Origin of the sequence: Embleya sp. NPDC050493 (genome assembly GCF_044458105.1) — a bacterium.
GTDB lineage: Bacteria > Actinomycetota > Actinomycetes > Streptomycetales > Streptomycetaceae > Embleya.
The window spans coordinates 9020-11666 of sequence record NZ_JBITHP010000010.1 but is presented as its reverse complement, the minus strand read 5'-3'; the positions used below and the strand labels follow the sequence as shown (position 1 = coordinate 11666).

Annotated in this window: 2 protein-coding genes and 1 tRNA gene; 2 read left to right on the top strand and 1 reads right to left on the bottom strand. The window is 69.2% G+C overall.

Annotated features, from left to right (window positions below):
• Window positions 1-132 precede the first annotated feature (132 nt).
• On the bottom strand, window positions 133-909 hold the full coding sequence (locus ACIBM5_RS20515) for an ABC transporter ATP-binding protein (RefSeq protein WP_396008171.1): 777 nt from the start codon (window positions 907-909) through the stop codon (window positions 133-135).
• Between the two features lie 342 nt (window positions 910-1251).
• Here ACIBM5_RS20515 and ACIBM5_RS20510 point away from each other — a divergent pair.
• A tRNA-Leu gene (locus ACIBM5_RS20510) sits at window positions 1252-1333 on the top strand.
• Between the two features lie 322 nt (window positions 1334-1655).
• A complete protein-coding gene (locus ACIBM5_RS20505; RefSeq protein WP_396008170.1) occupies window positions 1656-2510 on the top strand; it encodes a Bax inhibitor-1/YccA family protein in 855 nt (284 codons plus the stop codon).
• Window positions 2511-2647 lie beyond the last annotated feature (137 nt).

The following is a 2647-nucleotide window of genomic DNA, read 5'->3' as shown; positions in this document are numbered from 1 at the left end:
GGGGGCCCGCGGGGGCGCGGGCGGCCCGGCGCGCCCCCCCCCCCGGGGGCGACCCGCCCGCTACGCCCTTTGACTCGCCGGGGCCCCCCCCCCCCCCCCCGGGGGGGGGCCCGGGCCCCCTTGCGTTCGTCCTCAGACGGTTCGGGCGGCTTCGAAGCGTTTCATGCGTTCGAGGACGAGGTCCGAGGTGGGGGAGAGCATCTCGTCGACGATTTTGCCGTCGGCGAGGAAGAGCACCCGGTCCGCGTAGGACGCCGCGTTGGGATCGTGGGTGACCATTACGATGGTCTGGCCGCTTTCGCGCACCGAGGTACGGAGGAAGCCCAATACCTCGGCGCCCGAGCGCGAGTCCAGGTTGCCGGTCGGCTCGTCGGCGAAGATGATCTCCGGCTTGCTCGCCATCGCGCGGGCACACGCCACGCGCTGCTGCTGACCGCCGGACAGTTCGCTCGGGCGGTGCTTGAGCCGGTTCCGGAGGTCGACCGTCTCGATCACGTGGTCCAGCCACGCCTGATCGGGCTTCACGCCCGCGATGTCCATCGGCAGGGTGATGTTCTCCAGCGCGGTCAGCGTCGGCAGCAGATTGAACGACTGGAAGACGAAGCCGACCTTCTCTCTACGCAGCAGGGTCAACTGCTTGTCGCTCAGCGAGGACAACTCCACGTCGCCCAGCCGGACCGAGCCCCCCGAGATCGAGTCCAGGCCCGCCATGCAGTGCATCAGCGTGGACTTGCCCGACCCGGACGGGCCCATGATCGCGGTGTACTCGCCCCGCCGGAATCCGACCGAGACGCCGTCGAGCGCTGTCACCTGCGTCTCGCCCGTGCCGTAGACCTTGGTCAGGTCGGTGGCGACGGCGGCGGGCGCGCCGTTCGTCCCGACGCCCCTGTTGGGTTCGGTGGCGGTCACAGGAGACCTCTTTCGTCGCGATCGGATCCGATGCGGAGGGCGGCGTACGCACTCCGTTGGTGCCGGACGACGAAGGTCCGGATCCGGACGATGGTGATCACCGAATGCCGGTCGACCCGAGCGGACCCTCGACCCGGTGGTCCTACCCGGGTTCGGCGGCCGAATGCGGGATGTCCCCTGCTCAGCCGCCGCAAAACGCCCATTCGGCATCATCCGTATCGCATGCGGACGGGTCGCCTTCCGTCGCTCTCCGCGATCGAACAGGTCGACGGAAGGGGTCCGCAGGCCCTCGAAACGCTTGGGGCACACCCGGTGCGCCGGGGCCGCTACGCTCAGCATCGCCCCCGGGTGGTGGAACGCAGACACGAGGAGCTTAAACCTCCTTGGCCGCAAGGCCGTGCGGGTTCGAGTCCCGCTCCGGGGACAACTCGAAGTAGCGGTTGACCTGCAAGAACGCCGTTTCGTCGCGGAGTTGCGACAGTGGGCCTCGGTGGTCTGGACCACCAACCGGATGCTTTCCCGGGCCCGCGGGCCACCCTCACTCGCGCATAGCGCAGGGTGTTCCCGTGCTGACAGCGATCGGGTTCACGATGGATACCATCCGACTTTTTATGACCGGACAGTGACCGCGGGCACAAAACGCGTGTCCGGACACGTTGTAGGGGAAAGATGGAAGCCCCGAGCGCTTTACTCGGGGATTACTCTCTTGAGCCACGACCCCCACCCGGGGGCATGGAGGAGATGACATGAGGAGCAGCAACCCGGTGCTCACGCGGCGGGGGGCGTTCGAGACCGGCCGGCAGGAGCAGGCCGGTTACGGAGCGCCGCAGCCCGGGCCGCAGGGCGCCCCGTACGGCGGGCCGCAGCAGCCGCCGATGCAGCCGATGACCCCCGAGCAGCTTCAGGAGATGTACCGGGCGCAGTCCGCCGGTCCGCTCCAGACCGGCCGGATGACCATCGACGACGTGGTCGCGCGTACCGCGATGACGCTGTTGACGGTCGTCGTCACCGGTGCGCTGTCGTGGGCATTCCTGCCGTTCGAGAACTTCGGCTGGGCGGTCGGCGCCGCGCTCGCCGCGTTCGTCGTCGCGATGGTCGTGACCTTCAAGCGTGAAGTCAGCCCCGCACTGGTGCTGGCCTACGCCGCGCTCGAAGGTGTGTTCCTCGGCGCGATCAGCCACGCGTTCGAGCAGCAGTACAGCGGCATCGTGGTGCAGGCGGTGCTCGGCACGGCCTCCGTCTTCGTCGGTGTGCTGGTGGCGTACAAGTCCGGCTGGATCAAGGTGACGAGCCGGTACGTGCGGATCGGCATGGCGATCGCGATCGGCTTCCTGATCCTCACCGTCGTCAACCTCCTGGCGATCCTGATCGCCGGTGGCGACGGCCTCGGCCTGCGCAGCGGTCCGCTCGGTATCGTGATGGGCATCCTCGGCATCCTCATCGGCGCCTTCTTCCTGTCGCTCGACTTCAACGAGATCGAGCAGCTGGTCGCCCAGGGCGTGCCGCAGCAGGAGTCGTGGCGGGCCGCGTTCGGTCTGACCGTGACCCTGGTGTGGATCTACCTGGAGGTCCTGCGCCTGCTGTCGATCCTGCGGGACTGACGCAGCGCCGCGTGACGGCCCGACATACGAAGTGGGGGGGGGCCCCGGGCGGGGGCCCCCCCCAAAAGGGGTTGGGGGCTGGGGCGGTGGGGGGGGGGGGCAGTTGGGGGGGGGGGGGAAGGGGGGCGGGGGGGTGG